Genomic DNA, 17,065 nt, shown 5'->3' with positions numbered 1-17,065 from the left:
ACCAAAAACCGGGGACGGCTCCGGATGACGCCAGGTGGCGGCGCGCCAGGCCGTCCCGCCCGGCGAAGTGCGCAGCCCCTCACTGGCGTAAGATAAAAGGACCCGCTGACACCCGGAAGCAGAAGGCGAGCACCGCCCTCACATCAAGCGCCGTCGGTCCGGATCAGCGGACAGACCATTTCCGAGCTGGAGGGGACCAGAGGCCCGCGGGCCAACACCATGACTGAAGCAGCGAACGGCAAGGCCCGGATCAGCGCCGGAGAGCGCGCCGCAGGTGAATTCCCCCACTCCCTACCAGGGCTGCGGACGGAGGTAGTCCTGTTCGACAACTCCGATCAGATGGTCCAGTCCCTCGGCAGTCATGACGAAGCCCTCCGCTTCATTGAGGCCCAGTTCCCGGCTGTCGACTTCCACGCCCGCGGCAACGAGCTCGCCATCAGCGGGCCGGCCGCCGACGTGCCCAGGATCATGCGCCTGCTCAACGAAGTCCGGGGACTCGTCGCCCGGGGCACGGTGATCACTCCCGCTGTCCTGCAGCAGCTTGTGTCGATGCTCCGGAGCCAGTCGCTGCAGAACCCGGTGGACGTTCTCACCCACAACATCCTCTCCAGCCGCGGCAAGACGATCCGGCCGAAGACGCTGAACCAGAAGAACTACGTGGACGCGATTGACGCCAACACGGTGATCTTCGGGATCGGCCCGGCCGGTACCGGCAAAACGTACCTGGCGATGGCCAAGGCCGTGCAGGCCCTGCAGCAAAAGGAAGTCACCCGGATCATCCTGACCCGTCCCGCCGTCGAGGCGGGGGAGCGGCTGGGATTCCTTCCCGGCACGCTCAGCGACAAGATCGACCCCTACCTGCGGCCGCTCTATGACGCCCTGCACGAAATGATGGACCCGGAATCCATCCCGCGGCTGATAGCGGCCGGCACCATCGAGGTCGCCCCGCTGGCCTACATGCGCGGACGCACGCTCAATGACGCCTTCATCATTCTGGACGAGGCACAGAACACCACCCCGGAGCAGATGAAGATGTTCCTCACCCGGCTGGGCTTCGGCTCCAAGATGGTGGTCACCGGCGACGTCACGCAGGTGGATCTGCCGTTCGGGACCCGCTCCGGCCTCCGGATCGTGGAGGACATCCTGATGGGCATCGACGACGTCAATTTCACCGTCCTGGACGCCTCCGACGTCGTCCGGCACCGCCTGGTGGGGGACATCGTCAATGCTTACAGCGTTTGGGACGAGATCCAGCGGAACCGGGTCAAGCACTCCGTGGCCCGGGACAAGCGGGGGGAACACGCGTGAGCATCGAGGTCAACAACGAATCCGGTGTCACCGTCGATGAGGCCGGGCTGGTCCGGCTGTCCCGGTTCATTTTCGAACGCCTCTTTATCCACCCGCAGGCCGAGCTGTCGATCCTGCTCGTGGACGAGCCGGCCATGGAGAAGCTGCACATAGAACTCATGGACGAGCCGGGCTCCACCGACGTGCTCTCGGTGCCTATGGACGAGCTGACGCCGGGTACCCCGGACAAGCCCACGCCGCAGGGCATGCTGGGTGACATCGCCATCTGCCCGCAGGTCGCGGAGGTCCAGGCGATGAACGCCGGCCACTCCACCCAGGACGAAATGCTGCTGCTCACCACCCACGGCATCCTGCACCTGCTCGGTTTCGATCATGCGGAGCCTGAGGAGAAGGAGGAGATGTTCGGCCTCCAGCGCGAACTGCTCGCCGCCTTCACCGGTAAAGACGCCCCCTCCGAGACGATTCAGTGACCCCACTGATCGTTGCCGGCATGGCGCTGGTGTTCCTCAGTTTTGCCGCGTTCCTGACCGCAGCTGAGTCTGCTTTCAACTACCTCTCCCGGCATGATGCCGGGGCCGCGATCCTGCACAGCCGCGGAACCGCGCTCAAGCGCATCATGGCCCAGCCCGTGGCGCACATGCGGGCCCTGCGGTTCTGGCGCATCTGGTTCGACATGGCCTCCGCCGTCGCCGTGACGGTGCTGCTGAACAGCCTGCTCGACAACGTCTGGCTCTCCGGACTCATCGCCACCGGCGTAATGGCCCTGCTGGGCTTCGTGATTGTCGGAGTGTCCCCCCGGCAACTCGGCCGGGTGCACTCGGCCGGCCTGGTCCGCTTCAGCGCCCCGGTGATCCGCTGGCTCTGCTGGGTGCTGGGCCCGATTCCCGGCTGGCTCGTCACCCTGGGCAGTGCCGTGGCCCCCGGCGCGCCCGCGGACAACGAGGCCTTCTTCAGCGAAGAGGAATTCCGGGAACTCGTGGACCGCGCCACGGAGTCAGACGTGATCGAGGACAACGAGGCCGAGCTGATCCAGTCGGTGTTCGATTTCGGCGACACCCTGGTCCGCTCCGTCATGGTGCCCCGGACCGACATCCTCAGCATCGACTCCGGTTCCAGCCTGCACCGGGCCATGTCGCTGTTCCTGCGCTCGGGCTATTCCCGGATCCCCGTCATCGGCGAGAACACGGACCAGGTCCTGGGCATCGTGTACCTCAAGGATGTGGCGGCAGTCATCCATAACCTCGGCCCCGCTCAGGAGCCGCCGGTTGTCGACGAGCTCGCCCGCGAGGTGCGCTACGTCCCTGACTCCAAGCCGGTCAGTGAACTGCTGCGCGAACTGCAGAAGGAATCGACGCACGTCGCGATCGTCATCGACGAATACGGCGGCACCGCCGGGCTCGTCACCCTCGAGGACCTCATCGAGGAAATCGTCGGTGAGATCGTCGACGAGTACGACACCGAGAGCGCGGAGGCGGTGGAACTCGGCGACGGAAGCTACCGGGTCAGCGCCCGGATGAGCATCGAGGACCTCGGCGAGCTTTTCGACCTCGAGCTCGACGACGACGAAGTGGACACCGTGGGCGGCCTGCTCGCCAAGGCCCTCGGGCGGGTGCCGATAGTCGGCAGCACCGTCGAGGTCCACGGGCTGTCCCTGCGTGCCGACCGGCTCGAGGGCCGGCGGAACCGCGTCAGCCACATCATTGCGGCCGCCGCACCAAGAGTAGAAACTGACCTTGAAGACCTTCTCGACGAGGCCACACCAATCCAACAGGGAGTCTCACGTGAGCAAGCAGAATAAGTCCGACGGCGAAGCAGCCCACGGCGGCTACCGGGCCGGTTTCGCGGTGCTGGTTGGACGCCCCAATGCGGGCAAGTCAACCCTCACCAACGCTTTGGTCGGCCAGAAGGTGGCGATTACCTCGGCCAAGCCGCAGACCACCCGGCACACCATCCGTGGCATCGTGCACCGCGACGACGCGCAGCTGATCCTGGTGGACACCCCGGGCCTGCACCGCCCCCGCACCCTGCTGGGGAAGCGGCTCAACGAGCTCGTCGCCGACACCCTCGCCGAGGTCGACGCGATCGGCTTCTGCCTGCCGGCCAATGAGAAGATCGGCCCGGGCGACAAGTTCATCGCCGCCCAGCTCGCTGCCATCGGCAACAAACCGGTCATTGCCATCGTGACGAAGTCCGATACGGTGGACCGCCAGGGGCTCACCGAGCAGCTGCTCGCCGTGGCCGCCCTGGGCCGCGAGGTCCTCGGCGAGGACGGCTGGAAGGACATCGTCCCGGTCTCCGCCACCGACGGCTTCCAGGTCGGCACCCTCGCCGACGTGCTGATCACCCACATGCCGCCGTCGCCGCCTCTCTACCCGGACGGCCACCTGACGGACGAACCGGAAGCCGTGATGATCGCCGAACTCATCCGGGAAGCCGCCCTCGAGGGCGTCCGCGACGAACTGCCGCACTCCCTTGCCGTCGTCGTGGACGAGATCGTTCCACGGGAGGGCCGGCCCGAAGACAAGCCTTTCCTCGACGTCCGGGTCAATCTCTACGTGGAGCGTCCTTCCCAGAAGGCCATCATCATCGGTAAGGGCGGTGCCCGCCTCCGCGAGGTCGGCACCAACGCCCGCAAGTCGATCGAGGCGCTGCTCGGCGCGCGCATCTACCTTGACCTGCACGTGAAAGTCGCCAAGGACTGGCAGCGCGACCCGAAGCAGCTGGTCAAGCTCGGCTTCTAGGCACAACCCGGCGCCGGCGAGGCCCGCGCCGCTCCCATGGAGCCCGCCATCGGGGAATTCCCAGATTCGGACTCTAAAATGGCCTGACCCCTGTCGTGAAAGAAGGCTCACCTGTGTCTCGACCCAGTGAAGACCGTGCTGACGGAACCGGATCCCCGGTTCGGTCAGGTTCTGCTGCCCGGCACACGGATGATCCCGCCGCGGGACCGGCACGGCATCTGGGACCCCTCCGCCGCATGCCCGGCTGGCTGAAGATTGGCACAGCCGCTGTGTCCATCCTGCTGGTTGGTGTCCTCGCGTTCGGCGCCTACTGGGTCATCCGGTTGCAGGGCAATATCAGCAAGGCATCACTCGGAGCCGGCAGCGACAAGACCGAGGGTGCACTGGACGACTCGCGGGACAGGATGCAGATCCTGATTCTGGGCTCGGACACCCGTGACGGCAAGAACGCGAAGTACGGCACGTCCGACGACGCCACGGGCTACGGGCACTCCGACGTCATGATGCTGATGGACATCTCCGCGGACAACAAGCGGGTCAGTGTGGTCAGTTTCCCCCGCGACCTGCTGGTGGACACCCCCGAATGCACCGAACAGGAATCCAAGAAGGAATTCCCGGCGCAGGAAAACGTGATGATCAACGAGGCCATGTCGGAGGCCGGCATTGGCTGCGCCGTGGACACAGTCAACAAACTGACGGGCCTGGAGGTCGACCACTTTATGATGGCCGATTTCAACGCCGTCAAGGAGCTCTCGAACACCGTGGGCGGTGTGGAGGTCTGCATCAGCGACGCCGTGTATGACCCGGATTCGAAGCTGCGGCTCCCCCAGGGGACCTCCACCGTCCAGGGCGAGCAGGCACTGGCGTTCCTGCGCACCCGGCACGCGTTCGCCGATGGCGGCGACCTCGGCCGGATCAAGGCACAGCAGGGCTTCCTGTCATCCCTCACGCGGAAGATGAAGGACGACGGCACGATGTCCAACCCCGGCAAGATGCTGGAAATCGCCGACGTCGTCACCAGGAACCTGACCATCGACGAGGGGCTCGCCTCCATCCCGACGCTGCTGACGGTGGGAAACCGGTTGAAGAACATCGACGTCGGAAAGGTCGCCTTCGTGGCGGTCCCGACGGTCCCCGCGGTGAGCGACCCGAACCGACTGCAGGTCGCGGAGCCCGCTGCTTCCCAGCTCTTCGCCGCGATGCGCAAGGATATTGACCTCACGGACCCGACGGCGCCGCCGAGCCCGTCCGCGTCCCCGGACCCCAGCGCCAGTCCCAGCCCCGAGCCGACACCCAGCGAGACGGCCCCCGCCTACGACAAGGCGCTGCAGCCCGTGACCGTGGCGAACGGCTCCGGGGTTCCGGCGCGGGCCCAGGAGATTATCCAGGCCCTCACCGCCGGCGGTTTCACCCAACTTGGCCAGCTGGCCGCCCAGCCGGTCGCAGCGACCGCCGTGTACTACGGTGCGGGCTACGAGGCTGTGGCCGCTGATGTTGCCGCCCTGCTCGGCGTTCCGGCGACCCAGGTGCTGCCCGCCGCCGGTGTCGTGGGCGTCCAGGTCTACCTGGGCAGCGACCTGGTGGGCGGCACCCCGGGCGGGGACGCCGCGGTGCAGCTGCCCTCGGACATCGTCAACCAGACCGCCGGGGACGTCGTCTGCCAGCAGGCCAATCCGGCGCTGATCACCCGGTAGCGGCGTGCGTTAACCCCACGAGGGCCGGCCCCGGGAACTGAACTGTTCCCGGGGCCGGCCCTCTGTTGTGGGCATGCCCTCGGTGCTGCCGGGGAGGGCCGCCTACCAGATGCTGACGCGCTCGTCCGCGGGCATCCACATGCCGTCCTGCTCCGCCGTGCCGAATGCCTCGTGGAAGGCGTCGAGGTTTTTGGCGATCTGGTTGGTGCGGAACTCGTTGGGGGAGTGCGGATCCGTGGCGATCCTGCGGATCGCTTCCTCGGTCCGGATGACCTGCCGCCAGCTGGCAGCCCAGGACGCAAAGAAGCGTTGCACTCCGGTCAGGCCGTCCAGCACCGGCGGCTCCTGGCCGTCGAGGCTGATCAGGTAGGCCTTGTAAGCAATCGTCAGGCCGCCGAGGTCGCCGATGTTCTCGCCCAGGGTCAGTTTGCCGTTGACGGGGTGCCCGGGCGCCGCGGCGGGGGAGAGCGCATCGAACTGGGCCACCAGTTTGGCGGCCAGCGATTCGAAGGCGCTGCGGTCGTCCTCCGTCCACCAGTTGCGGAGCAGTCCGCTGCCATCGTACTGGGAGCCCTGGTCGTCGAAGCCGTGCCCGATTTCGTGCCCGATGACGGCGCCGATGCCGCCATAGTTGACGGCATCGTCGGCGTCGGCGGTGAAGAACGGCGGCTGCAGGATCGCCGCGGGGAAAACGATCTCGTTGAGCAGCGGGTGGTAGTACGCATTCACCGTCTGCGGCGTCATCAGCCACTTCTCCCGGTCCACGGGCTTGCCCACCTCATCAAGGTGCCGGTCGACGTCGGCATTGTGCGCGCGCTCCACGTTGCCGAGCAGGTCCGACGGGTCGATGTCCACCGCGGAGTAGTCGATCCATTTGTCCGGGTAGCCGATCTTGGCCCGGAAGGAATCGAGCTTCTTCAGCGCCTCATGTTTCGTGTCCTCGCCCATCCAGGCCAGGCCGGTGATGGATTCGCGGTACGCCTCGATCAGGTGTGCGACCAGCGACTCCATCCTGGCCTTGTGCGTCTCCGGGAAATGCCGGGCCACGTAGATCTGTCCCACGGCCTCGCCGAGGGCAGCCTCGACGACGGCGACCCCGCGCTTCCACCGGTCCTTGTTGCGCGGCGTGCCGCTGAGCGTGGTGCCGTAGAAGGCGAAGTTGGCGTTCACCAACGCGGAGGAGAGGTACGGTGCTGCCGCGCTGACCACGCGCAGGGCAAGCCATTCCTGCCAGACGGACAGCGGCTCGGAGTCGAGCAGGGAGGCCGCCCCGGAGAAGAAATCCGGGGTGCTCACGACCAGCTCGGCGCGCTTTTCCGGCGTGATGGCGGCGGCGTCGAACCAGGCCGGAAGCAGCGGGAAGAGCTGCGTGGCCTCATCGGCGGATTTCAGGTTGTACGTCTTCTGCGGATCCCGCAGGGTGACTTTGTCCCAGTGGTGCGAGGCCAGCGCCGTCTCCAGCGCCACCACCCGGCCGGCCGCTGCCGCCGGGTCGGCAACGCCGGCCAGGGTGAAAACGGTCGCCACATGGTCCTGGTAGGCCTGGACCACCGCGGCGAACTTCTCCTCGCGGTAGTAGGACTCATCCGGCAGGCCCAGTCCGCCCTGGCCGGTGTACAGCAGGATCCGGTCCGGGTTGCCGGCGTCGGGGGCGGGATAGATATAAAAGAGGCCGCCGACGTCGGCGCGGAACAGCCGCCCGGAGAGAGCCACGAGTTCGGCGGTGGTCTGCGCGGCGAACACCTCGGCGAGCCGCTGCCGGATCGGGTCCAGCCCCTTGGCCTCCACCGCGGCCTCGTCCATGAAGCTGTTGTACAGGTCCCCGATTTTCTGCTCAATGCCGGTGGACTCCGCGCCGCGGGCCGCCGCGTCCTCGATGATCTCCTTCACCGCAAGCTCCGAGCCGTCCCGCAGCGCCGTGAACGTCCCCTCCAGGGGCCGGTCGTCAGGGATCTCGGTGCTCTTGAGCCAGGTGCCGTTGACATGCTCGTACAGGTCATCCTGGGGCCGGACACTGGAGTCGATATTGGACAGGGCGATTCCCGAAAGTGGCACGGATGCTCCTTTGAGAGGCAACCCGGCACCGCCTTGTTACGGTCGCCGGTCTGCATGGTGGACGTTACGGAGGTGTGGCTCCTTCATCTTACGCACCCGTGTTACTGTGAAAAGGTGCGCGCAGAACTGCTTCTTCTTAGCTGCCGCGGCGAGGCCTCAGACGCGATCTAGCGCAAGGCCCACCCTCGCTGCGGAGTTTGTGTTGCCCGGCCACCCTTTCATCAGGAATCACAGAAAAGGCCCCGATTGTAATGCGAAACGCACAGAAGACCTCAGGAATGCCCGTCCACCGCTACGTCCCGTTCCAGGACCTGATTACGGTCGAACTGCCGGACCGCACCTGGCCGGACAAGGTCATCACCAAAGCCCCGCGCTGGTGCGCCGTGGACCTCCGCGACGGCAACCAGGCCCTGATCGACCCGATGAGCCCCGCCCGCAAGCTGAAGATGTTCCAGCTGCTGGTCAGGATGGGCTACAAGGAAATTGAGGTCGGATTCCCCTCCGCCTCGCAGACGGACTTCGACTTCGTCCGCCAGCTGATCGAGGGCAACCACATTCCCGACGACGTCACCATCCAGGTCCTGACCCAGGCCCGCGAGCACCTGATCGAGCGGACCTACGAGTCGCTGGTCGGCGCCAAGCAGGCCATTGTGCACCTGTACAACTCGACGTCGGTCCTGCAGCGCCGGGTTGTCTTCAACCAGGACGAGGACGGCATCCTGGACATCGCCCTGCAGGGCGCACGGCTGTGCAAGAAATACGAAGAGACCCTGCAGGACACCCACATCACCTACGAGTACTCGCCGGAATCCTTCACCGGGACCGAGCTGGAGTACGCCGTGCGGGTCTGCAACGCCATCGCCGACGTGTTTGAGGCCTCCGCCGACAGCCAGGTCATCATCAACCTGCCGGCGACGGTGGAAATGGCCACCCCCAACGTCTACGCCGACTCCATCGAGTGGATGAGCCGCAACCTGCACCCGCGGGAGGGCATCATCCTGTCCCTGCACCCGCACAATGACCGCGGCACCGGTGTCGCGGCCGCGGAGCTGGGCTACCTGGCCGGCGCGGACCGGATCGAAGGGTGCCTGTTCGGCAACGGCGAGCGGACCGGCAACGTGGACCTGGTGACCCTGGGCCTGAACATGTTCGTCCAGGGCATCGACCCGATGATCGATTTCTCCGACATCGACGACGTCCGCCGCACCGTTGAGTACTGCAACCAGCTGCCCGTGGCCGAGCGTGCACCGTACGGCGGGGACCTCGTCTTCACCGCATTTTCCGGCTCGCACCAGGACGCCATCAAGAAGGGCCTGGAGGCGCTCGAGAAGGACGCAGCCGCCGCCGGCAAGGACGTTGCCGACTACCCCTGGCAGGTCCCGTACCTGCCGGTCGACCCGAAGGACCTCGGACGCAGCTACGAGGCCGTCATCCGGGTCAATTCCCAGTCGGGCAAGGGCGGCGTCGCCTACCTGCTGAAGAACGAGCACAACCTGGACCTGCCCCGGCGCGCCCAGATCGAGTTCTCCGGTGTCATCCAGAAGCAGACCGACACCGTGGGCGGCGAAGTCAGCGGCGCCCAGCTCTGGCAGGTCTTCCAGGATGAATACCTGCCCTCCGGCTCGGCTGACGCGCAGTGGGGACGCTACGCCCTCGGCCCGTTCAGCACGGAGACGGACGAGGACGGTTCAATGACACTGCATGCCGCGCTCAAAATCGACGGCACCCCGGTCCAGCGCACCGGCACCGGCAACGGTCCGATCGCTGCGCTGCTGAGCATCCTGCGCGAAGACGGCGTCGACGTCCGGGTGCTGGACTACAGCGAACATGCCCTGTCCGAAGGCGGCAGTGCCCTCGCCGCGGCGTACGTCGAATGCGCCGTGGGGGAGCGCGTGCTGTGGGGCGTCGGGATCGACGCCAACACCTCCACGTCCTCGCTCAAGGCCGTCATCTCGGCCGTGAACCGGGCCATCCGGGACGTCCGCGCCTAAGCCGGCCGCCACTGCGCCGCCGGGCTTTCCGGCGGCGCAGTGCTGATTGTCCGATCGGCAGCGTTTAGTTCACAGACAGTGCGAAGATTAACCGTGGCCCAACCCTCCTCCTTTGCCTCCCGCGCTTACCGTGATGACGGCGTCATTCTGCGCACCCACAAGCTGGGCGAGGCGGACCGCATCATCACCATCCTCACCAAGCACCACGGCCAGGTCCGCGCGGTGGCCAAGGGCGTCCGGCGCACAAGCAGCCGCTTCGGCGCCCGGCTGGAACCCTTTATGGTCGCGGACCTCCAACTGATTTCCGGCCGCACCCTGGACATTGTCACGCAGGCCGTCGCCAAAGGTGCCTACGGCGGCAACATCGCCGCGGATTACGGCCGCTACACCGTGGCTGCGGCCATGACGGAGACGGCGGAGAAACTCACCGACGTCGACGGCGAAGCGGGCACAGCCCAGTACAACCTCCTCGTCGGCGCCCTGGCCTCGCTGAGCCGGGGCGACCACAGCCCGGAACTCATTCTCGATTCGTACCTGCTGCGCGCCCTCGCCACCGGCGGGTGGGCTCCAAGTTTCACCGACTGTGCCCGCTGCGGGGCACGCGGGCCGCACACTGCGTTTTCGGCTCCGCTCGGCGGCATGGTGTGCGCCGACTGCCGGCCGCCGGGGTCCCCTGCGCCGGCCGCGGAAACTGTTCTGCTGCTCGGCGCGCTGCTCACCGGGGACTGGACGACGGCGGACGCGTCCGTCCCCGTGCACCGCCGCGAGGCCGCGGGCCTCGTGGCCAGCTACCTGCAGTGGCATCTGGAACGTGTCCTTAAATCCCTCAAACATGTGGAGCGAACGTAACTGTGGCGTTGGGTAAAACGAAGAATCCGGTCCGGCAGCGCAGCACCCCCGTGGTGGGCCCGTACCCGCACCCCTCCGGCGCCGTGCCCCCGGCGATCCCGGCCGAGTTCATTCCGCGGCACGTCGCGATCGTGATGGACGGCAACGGGCGCTGGGCCAACCAGCGCGGACTGCCCCGGATCGAGGGCCACAAGGCGGGGGAGCCGGCCCTGCTGGACGTGGTGGCCGGGGCGATCGAGCTCGGCATCGAGTATGTGAGCGTCTATGCCTTCTCCACGGAAAACTGGCGCCGCTCGCCCGAGGAGGTGCGCTTCCTGATGGGATTTAACAAGGATGTGCTACGTCGCCAGCGCAACCAGCTCGATGAGTGGGGCGTCCGGATCCGCTGGTCCGGCCGGCGTCCCCGGCTGTGGGGTTCGGTCATCCGCGAACTCGAGGAGGCCGAGGACTTCACCCGCGGCAACAGCACCTGCACTTTGAACATGTGTGTTAATTACGGCGGGCGCGCCGAAATCGCGGATGCGGTGTCCGCGATCGCGGAGGAAGTGGCCGCCGGGCGGCTCAAGCCGGGCGCCATCACCGAGAAAACGATCCAGAAATACCTGGACGAACCAGACCTGCCGGACGTTGACCTGTTCCTGCGCAGCTCCGGCGAGCAGCGGCTCTCCAACTTCATGCTGTGGCAGTCGGCGTATGCGGAGTTCGTCTTTATGGACACGCTGTGGCCCGATGTTGACCGGCGTACTTTGTGGGACGCCGTCGAGATTTACGCCCAGCGGGACCGCCGTTACGGCGGTGCGGTGGACGCGGCCCCTGCCGGCCCGGCCTGACCCCTGGACCGCCTGCCCCACCCGCCCGGGGGCAGGCCCCGCGCAGGCCGGGTCAGCCCGGGTACAGGCTGAGCCAGAGGACCAGGTCGTCGTAGGCTTCCTGCCGCACTGCGCGGCGGGACAGGAAGAGGTCGTGGATCGCCCCCGGGTACCGGAAGACGGCCGCCCGGCGGCCCAGCCGGAGCGCACTGCGCGCTGTTTCCTCGACATCGATCACGGCGTCGAGATCCATGAGTTCCTGGGACCATTCGGCCTGGATCCGGGTGCGTCCGGAGAGCATCACGAGCACCGGCGAGCTGATGTCCAGCCGCCGGGCCACGGCAGCGTGGCCGGCCAGGACTGCCTTCATCCAGCCCGGCCGGACGGGGAAGGATTCCTTCGGACGCCACGCGGGATCCAGCACCCATTCGCCGTGCGCGGTGCCGCTCACGCTGTCCCAGTAGCCGGGCATGCTGGGCAGCAGGAGCGCCCGGCGCGGGTCCGTGCGCGCCAGGGGCTCCACCAAATGCACCGCGATGTTCCGGATCAGGCTGCTGCCCTGCAGTTCCAGCCAGGGCGCATTGAGGACCAGGGTGCCCAGCTTCCCCGGATTCCGGTCCGCCCACAGTGCCGCCACGAGGCCACCGAGGGAATGCGCGAGCAGGTGCACCGTCGGGGCGACGGAGCTGCCGGTTCGGCCGGCGATGTCACCACCGATCGCTGCCAGCGCCGCTGCGATGTCCTCGTCATAAACGGCCAGATCGGTCGTGTAACCGGGGGTCTGCCAGTCGCGGAGACTGCGCCCGAACTTCCGCAGGTCCAAGGCGTAGAAGTGGAAGCCGCTGGCAACGAGGTGATCGGCGAGTTCGGCCTGCAGGAAATAGTCCGCCCAGCCGTGCAGGTAGAGGACCACCTTCGCCGGCGCCTGCGTCCCGTGGAGGGCGGGACGCCGGCGCGCCAGAGCCGCTTCGGTCAGCCCGGCGGCAACGCCACCCGGGCCGGTATGCCGCACCAGGGTCGCGACAACAGGCCCTTCGTCGTCCGCAGCCAGGGGCAGTTCCAGGCTCGCGAAGCGGCTGCCCAGCACGTCGTCCCGCCACAGCGGCCGCACCGCGGGAACGGTCATCCGGAGCCGCCGTCGTCCAGCACGTAGGCGCGGAGCCAGCGGGCAAGCCGGGCGTAGGCGTCGGCGCGGACGCGCGGGGCGGACAGGAACACATCATGCAGGGCGCCGTCGATCCGTTCCAGCGTGATGGTCCGGCCGAGGCTGAGGGCACGCAGGGCAATGGTGTTGACATCCAGAACCGCGTCGGTGCGCCGCATGGATTCCTTCCAGAACATCCCGTTGGCGCTGGCCCCGGAGATCAGGACCAGGATCGGGATGTCGATGTTCAATCCCCGCGCCACCCGCGACTGCCCGGTGAGGACTGCGCTCAGCCAGCCGGCCCGGACGGGGAACGCCCGGCGCGGGCGGTAGTTGTCATCCAGGGTCCATTCGCCCTCTGCGGCGCTGCTGACGCTGCGCCAGTAAAAGCCTCGTTCGGGGAGCCGGATGACGGCTTCGGGCCGGAACCGCGCGAGCGGTTCCACCATGGTCCGTGCTGCGCGGCGCACGGCCGGACTGCCGTGCATTTCCAGCCACGGGCTGTCGAGGATGAGCTGCGAGACCATCCCCGGATGCCGGCTGGCCCACAGGGCGGCAATCAGCCCGCCGGTGGAATGCCCCATCAGCGCCACGGTCGGCCGGGATTCGGCCCCGGCCTGCCCGGAGGCGATGATGTCAATCGCCGCGGTGATCTCGGCGTCGTAGTCGTCCAGGTCGGCCACATAGCCGCCGTGGGTGCCGGCGTGGAGGCTGCGCCCATGGTTGTGCATGTCGAGGGCGAAGAACGCGAAGCCCTGGCCGGTCCAGAATTCGGCGAGTTCCTCGTTGAAGAAATAGTCACTCCAGCCGTGCAGGAACAGCACGGCGCGGGGCCGGGGCCCGCCGGCTGCACCCCCGCCGGCGGCACTCCCTGCACCGGGGACGTGCCGGACCAGCGTGGCAGTCCGCTCGACGCCGTCGGGGCCGGCGGCCGGGAAGGTGCAGGCTTCGAAGTCGTCGCCGAGGATATCGGGTACCCATTCCATGGCTTCATGCTAACGCCCGGTGGCCCGCGGGTTTGGTCTGGGCCGCCGGAACCGGAAAACTAGAGCCATGCGCGTATATCCGACTTTCTTCCGGCTGGCCTTCTCATGGATGGACGCCGAACGCGCCCACAAGATCGGCTTCAAGGCCATCCGGCTCGTCCACTCCTGCGGCGCCGGACGGGTGCTGCAGAAGTTCACCTCCCCGGCGGCATCACTCCAGACCCAGGCGTTCGGCCTGACGTTCCCCTCCCCGTTCGGCCTGGCGGCCGGATTCGACAAGGAGGGCCACGGCATTGAGGCCCTCACCGAGCTGGGTTTCGGGCACGTGGAGGTCGGCACCATTACCGGCCAGGCCCAGCCCGGGAACCCCGCGCCGCGGCTTTTCCGCCTGCTCGAGGACCGGGCCGTCATCAACCGGATGGGTTTCAACAATGATGGGGCCGCCGCAGTGGCGCCCCGGCTGAAGTCCGCCCGCGCCGCCCTGCAGCGCCGACACCCCGGTGTCCGACCGGTGATCGGCGTCAACATCGGCAAAAGCAAGGTCGTGGAACTCGAGGACGCTGTGGCTGACTACCTCAGCAGCGCCCGCAGCCTGGCGCCCGCCGCCGACTACCTCGTGGTCAACGTCAGCTCCCCGAACACCCCGGGCCTGCGGCTGCTGCAGGATGTCCAAACACTGCGCCCGCTGCTGACGGCCGTAGGGGAGGCCTCGGACGAGGCTGCCGGACGCCACGTTCCGCTGCTGGTCAAGATCGCCCCGGACCTCAGCGATGACGACATCGACGACGTCGCGCGGCTGGCGCTGGACCTGAACCTGGACGGAATCATCGCCACCAACACCACCATCGCCCGCACCGGACTCGCCTCCAGCCCGGACAAGGTGGCGGCATGCGGCGCCGGCGGGCTTTCGGGAGCCCCGCTGAAGCAACGCTCGCTGGAGGTACTGGCCCGGCTGAAGGCGGCGACCGGAGGCAAACTGACCCTGGTCTCGGTGGGCGGCGTCGAAACCGCGCAGGACGTCCAGCAACGGCTCGACGCCGGCGCCACCCTCGTGCAGGGATACACGGCGTTCCTCTATGAGGGTCCGTTCTGGGCCGCCCGTATCAACCGGCTGCTCGCGAAACACCCGTCCCGGCGCTAGGCCGCGCGGCCCCGCACGGGCCGTCCCCCCGAAACCCGGGAGACGACAAAGCCCCCGGCAGCCAGACTGCCGGGGGCTTGGTGTTGAATGGGGTCAGGCGGGGTATTCGCCGCGCTTGACGAGCGGCTTGGGAAGGCGCAGGCGGCGGAACTGCAGCGAACGCATGGAGCCGTACCAGACGGTGCCGCGCTCCACGTCGCCGAATTTCTCGGCCAGGCGCTTCTTGAGCTTCCGGGACAGGATAAAGACGTCGACGAAGACCGCCAGGAACATCACCCAGAACCCGCCCAGGACGTAGATCATCTGTTCGCTGGAGGCCGGGACGAGGAGTGAGACGATCACGAAGATGAGCGCGCCGAACATCAGGTACTCGCCAAGGCTGAAGCGGGCATCAACATAGTCGCGGGCGAACCGCTTCTGCGGACCCTTGTCCCGCAGCGGCAGGAACCTCTCATCGCCGGTGTCCATGGCACGGCGCATCTTGAGCCGCTGCTCCTGGACCGCTGCACGCTCTGCGGCCTTGGAGGCCTTGCGGTCCTCCGGCACGAGCGGCCGTTTGCGGGCCGCCACCTGCGCGCTGCGCTTGGGCGTGGGCGCGCCCTTGCCGAGGGCGGTGTCCCGGGCTTCTGCCCCGGCCGCCTGCTGGTCAACTATGTCCTGCGCCGATGGCGCTTCTTTTTTACGTCCAAACACCCCTACAGAATACCCCGGGGCGGCACGCGCGAGACCCAGCCCACACAGCGTATGACCCGCTGTGTCAGTGTTCAAGGTTTCGAGTGATCTGCGGCACCGGTAGTGTTCTGGCCATGACTTCATCACCCGCGGGGAACCCGCAAACCACTGCCGCCCTGGTCGGAAACGTCGACACCGAGGCCCTCCGCCAGGCGGTCACCGAATCGTTCGACACCACGATCGCCCAGTTGACGGAGCTCGTTGCCATCCCGGGCATCGCCTGGCCCAGCTTCGACCCCGCCCCGCTGAACGCCAGCGCCGACGCCGTCGCCGAACTCGTCCGTGCCAGCGGCTTCGACGAGGTCCAGATCCTGCGGTGCAACAAGGAAGACGGGACCCCCGGCGGCCCGGCCGTCGTCGCCCGCCGTCCCGCCGCCGAGGGCAAGCCGACAATCCTGCTGTACGCGCATCACGACGTGCAGCCCACCGGAGACCTGGCCCTGTGGGAAACGGAGCCGTTCACCGCCGTCGAGCGCGACGGGCGGCTGTACGGGCGCGGTGCGGCGGACGACAAGGCCGGGATCCTCGCGCACATCGCCGCCTACTCGGCCGTGAGCCGCGTGCTGGGCGACGACCTTGGCCTCGGCGTGACCTTCTTCTTCGAGGGGGAGGAGGAAGCCGGCTCGCCGACCTTCCGCACCTTCCTGGAAACCCACCGGGAGCTGCTGCGCGCCGATGTGATCGTCGTGGCTGACTCCAGCAACTGGAAGGTCGGCATCCCCGCGCTCACCACCAGCCTCCGCGGCCTGGTCGACGGCACCATCGAGGTTAAGGTCCTGGACCACGCTGTCCACTCCGGCATGTTTGGCGGCCCCGTGCTGGACGCGCCGACCCTGCTCTCCCGGCTGATCGCCACCCTGCACGACGAGGAGGGCAACGTGGCGATTGCCGGCCTGGCCAGCCGGGACGACGTCACCGTTGACCTCTCCGAAGAGCAGTACCGGGCCGACGCCTCGGTCCTCGACGGCGTCCGGCTGGCCGGCACCGGCACAATCGCCTCGCGGATGTGGACCAAACCGGCACTGTCGATCATCGGCTTCGATGCCCCCGCCGTGGACGTCGCCTCCAACACCCTCCTGCCGCGGGCACGCGCCAAGTTCAGCCTCCGGCTCGCGCCCGGACAGGATCCGGCCGAGGCGATGGACGCCGTCCGCCGGCACGTGGAAGCCAACGCGCCGTTCGGCGCCCACGTGGTCTTCACCCCGGGGGAGAGCGGCAACGCCTTCCTCACGGACACTTCCTCCAAGGCTGCCAGCGTCGCGATGTGGGCCCTCGGCGAGGCATGGGGCGTGCCGGCGGTGGAGACCGGCATCGGTGGCTCGATTCCGTTCATTGCCGACCTGACCGAGCTGTACCCGGACGTGCAGATCCTGGTCACCGGCGTCGAGGATCCCGATTCCCGGGCGCACAGCGCGAACGAATCCCTCCACCTCGCGGACTTCCGGAACGCCATCGTGGCCGAAGCGCTGATGCTGGCCCGCTTGAATGAGGAAGGACTGGCCTGAGCGGACCGGCCGGGAGTGTTCCCCAGGGAACATCCAGCCGGCTGGGTCGGTTACGGCAGGAGTTAGAGCTACAGGGCTGATCGACGTAGCATGTAGCTATAGCCCGTACC

14 protein-coding genes are annotated in these 17,065 nt (G+C 67.6%); 10 read left to right on the top strand and 4 right to left on the bottom strand.

What is annotated here, in order from left to right:
* Window positions 1–219 precede the first annotated feature (219 nt).
* The 5 genes from ABIB29_RS05390 (at window position 220) to ABIB29_RS05370 (ending at window position 5,743) form a co-directional block, all read left to right on the top strand.
* Window positions 220–1,308, top strand: a complete 1,089-nt coding sequence (locus tag ABIB29_RS05390) for a PhoH family protein (RefSeq protein WP_354170743.1) — start codon at window positions 220–222, stop codon at window positions 1,306–1,308.
* A complete protein-coding gene (gene ybeY, locus ABIB29_RS05385) occupies window positions 1,305–1,778 on the top strand; it encodes an rRNA maturation RNase YbeY (RefSeq protein WP_354170741.1) in 474 nt (157 codons plus the stop codon). Before ABIB29_RS05390 ends, ybeY begins: the two co-directional genes overlap by 4 nt.
* Window positions 1,775–3,106, top strand: coding sequence for a hemolysin family protein (locus tag ABIB29_RS05380; protein WP_354170739.1), 1,332 nt, complete (start codon window positions 1,775–1,777; stop codon window positions 3,104–3,106). Before ybeY ends, ABIB29_RS05380 begins: the two co-directional genes overlap by 4 nt.
* On the top strand, window positions 3,090–4,049 hold the full coding sequence (era, locus tag ABIB29_RS05375) for a GTPase Era (RefSeq protein ID WP_354170737.1): 960 nt from the start codon (window positions 3,090–3,092) through the stop codon (window positions 4,047–4,049). The genes ABIB29_RS05380 and era overlap by 17 nt, the downstream gene beginning before the upstream one ends.
* 236 nt (window positions 4,050–4,285) lie before the next feature.
* Entirely contained in the window at window positions 4,286–5,743 is a 1,458-nt protein-coding gene (locus ABIB29_RS05370; protein ID WP_354170736.1) for an LCP family protein, read from the top strand.
* Window positions 5,744–5,845: 102 nt separating this feature from the next.
* Here ABIB29_RS05370 and ABIB29_RS05365 read toward each other — a convergent pair whose 3' ends face one another.
* Entirely contained in the window at window positions 5,846–7,798 is a 1,953-nt protein-coding gene (locus ABIB29_RS05365) for a M13 family metallopeptidase (protein WP_354170734.1), read from the bottom strand.
* A gap of 251 nt (window positions 7,799–8,049) precedes the next feature.
* Between ABIB29_RS05365 and leuA the strand changes: the two genes are divergently transcribed.
* The 3 genes from leuA to ABIB29_RS05350 all read left to right on the top strand — a co-directional run bounded on the left by leuA (window position 8,050) and on the right by ABIB29_RS05350 (window position 11,468).
* Window positions 8,050–9,789, top strand: coding sequence for a 2-isopropylmalate synthase (gene leuA / locus ABIB29_RS05360; protein WP_354170733.1), 1,740 nt, complete (start codon window positions 8,050–8,052; stop codon window positions 9,787–9,789).
* A gap of 93 nt (window positions 9,790–9,882) precedes the next feature.
* Window positions 9,883–10,638 carry a DNA repair protein RecO gene (recO, locus tag ABIB29_RS05355; protein ID WP_354170731.1) on the top strand — a complete coding sequence of 252 codons (756 nt, stop codon included), beginning with the start codon at window positions 9,883–9,885 and terminating at the stop codon, window positions 10,636–10,638.
* Between the two features lie 2 nt (window positions 10,639–10,640).
* Window positions 10,641–11,468, top strand: coding sequence for an isoprenyl transferase (locus ABIB29_RS05350; protein WP_354170729.1), 828 nt, complete (start codon window positions 10,641–10,643; stop codon window positions 11,466–11,468).
* Window positions 11,469–11,520: 52 nt separating this feature from the next.
* On the opposite strand, the gene ABIB29_RS05345 is transcribed toward ABIB29_RS05350, so the two are convergent.
* Both ABIB29_RS05345 and ABIB29_RS05340 read right to left on the bottom strand, forming a co-directional pair.
* Window positions 11,521–12,573 carry an alpha/beta hydrolase gene (locus tag ABIB29_RS05345; RefSeq protein WP_354170727.1) on the bottom strand — a complete coding sequence of 351 codons (1,053 nt, stop codon included), beginning with the start codon at window positions 12,571–12,573 and terminating at the stop codon, window positions 11,521–11,523.
* Entirely contained in the window at window positions 12,570–13,577 is a 1,008-nt protein-coding gene (locus ABIB29_RS05340) for an alpha/beta hydrolase (protein ID WP_354170725.1), read from the bottom strand. Before ABIB29_RS05340 ends, ABIB29_RS05345 begins: the two co-directional genes overlap by 4 nt.
* A 67-nt stretch (window positions 13,578–13,644) precedes the next feature.
* Between ABIB29_RS05340 and ABIB29_RS05335 the strand changes: the two genes are divergently transcribed.
* Window positions 13,645–14,718 (top strand): quinone-dependent dihydroorotate dehydrogenase, encoded by a 1,074-nt coding sequence (locus ABIB29_RS05335; RefSeq protein WP_354170723.1) that lies wholly within the window; start codon window positions 13,645–13,647, stop codon window positions 14,716–14,718.
* A gap of 93 nt (window positions 14,719–14,811) precedes the next feature.
* Here ABIB29_RS05335 and ABIB29_RS05330 read toward each other — a convergent pair whose 3' ends face one another.
* Window positions 14,812–15,411 (bottom strand): DUF3043 domain-containing protein, encoded by a 600-nt coding sequence (locus ABIB29_RS05330; RefSeq protein WP_354170721.1) that lies wholly within the window; start codon window positions 15,409–15,411, stop codon window positions 14,812–14,814.
* Between the two features lie 113 nt (window positions 15,412–15,524).
* On the opposite strand from ABIB29_RS05330, the gene ABIB29_RS05325 reads away from it, so the two are divergent.
* The gene (locus ABIB29_RS05325) at window positions 15,525–16,955 is read left to right on the top strand and encodes a dipeptidase (RefSeq protein WP_354170719.1); all 1,431 of its coding nucleotides are present in this window, start codon (window positions 15,525–15,527) and stop codon (window positions 16,953–16,955) included.
* Window positions 16,956–17,065: the final 110 nt, after the last annotated feature.

This window comes from Arthrobacter sp. UYEF36 (genome assembly GCF_040547025.1).
Taxonomy (GTDB): domain Bacteria; phylum Actinomycetota; class Actinomycetes; order Actinomycetales; family Micrococcaceae; genus Arthrobacter.
The sequence above is the reverse complement of the archived record's forward strand: the minus strand, read 5'-3'. Positions and strand labels throughout refer to the sequence as shown.

Excerpts from the sequence above, each read along its gene's own strand:
- ABIB29_RS05390 (WP_354170743.1), top strand. The coding sequence starts at position 220 with ATGACTGAAGCAGCGAACGGCAAGGCCCGGATCAGCGCCGGAGAGCGC.
- ABIB29_RS05370 (WP_354170736.1), top strand. The coding sequence starts at position 4,286 with ATGCCCGGCTGGCTGAAGATTGGCACAGCCGCTGTGTCCATCCTGCTG.
- leuA (WP_354170733.1), top strand. The coding sequence starts at position 8,050 with ATGCGAAACGCACAGAAGACCTCAGGAATGCCCGTCCACCGCTACGTC.
- ABIB29_RS05345 (WP_354170727.1), bottom strand. The coding sequence starts at position 12,573 with ATGACCGTTCCCGCGGTGCGGCCGCTGTGGCGGGACGACGTGCTGGGC.
- ABIB29_RS05340 (WP_354170725.1), bottom strand. The coding sequence starts at position 13,577 with ATGGAATGGGTACCCGATATCCTCGGCGACGACTTCGAAGCCTGCACC.
- ABIB29_RS05335 (WP_354170723.1), top strand. The coding sequence starts at position 13,645 with ATGCGCGTATATCCGACTTTCTTCCGGCTGGCCTTCTCATGGATGGAC.
- ABIB29_RS05325 (WP_354170719.1), top strand. The coding sequence starts at position 15,525 with ATGACTTCATCACCCGCGGGGAACCCGCAAACCACTGCCGCCCTGGTC.